We start from the raw sequence: 376 nt of genomic DNA on the forward strand, positions 1-376 counted from the left end.
GGCCTGTTGCGCCATCGTCGCCTGCCCGACAACCTGTTCGATACAGTTGATGCAGAGCAGGCGGCGATCGATGCCGGCGACTGGAATGATGATACCGGCGTCTGGCAAGGCAAATCCAACAATAGCGAAAACGCGCAATGAAAATCCTGCTCGACAGCCACGCCGTCTACTGGTGGACAATCGGTAGTGATCGCCTGTCCACGAAGGCACGATCGCTGATCGAGGACAAGGCAAATGCTATCCTCGTCAGTGCGGTCACGTTCTATGAGCTGGACAACAAGATGCGCCTGAACAAGCTCGATCTCAAGCCCCAGGAACTGCGGGCAGCCGTCACGGAAAGCGGCCTGCAAACACTAGCCATCACCGATCTGCATGC

1 protein-coding gene and 1 pseudogene are annotated in these 376 nt (G+C 57.2%); both read left to right on the forward strand.

Annotation, left to right across the window (positions count from 1 at the left end; all coding sequences use genetic code 11):
* A pseudogene (locus tag HWX93_RS23135) lies at window positions 1-141 on the forward strand (prevent-host-death protein); the annotation flags it as partial.
* On the forward strand, window positions 138-376 hold a 239-nt coding region (locus tag HWX93_RS22770), incomplete at its 3' end, for a type II toxin-antitoxin system VapC family toxin (protein WP_176038824.1). The pseudogene HWX93_RS23135 and the gene HWX93_RS22770, both read left to right, overlap by 4 nt.

It is taken from the genome of Brucella tritici (assembly GCF_902825325.1).
GTDB lineage: Bacteria > Pseudomonadota > Alphaproteobacteria > Rhizobiales > Rhizobiaceae > Brucella.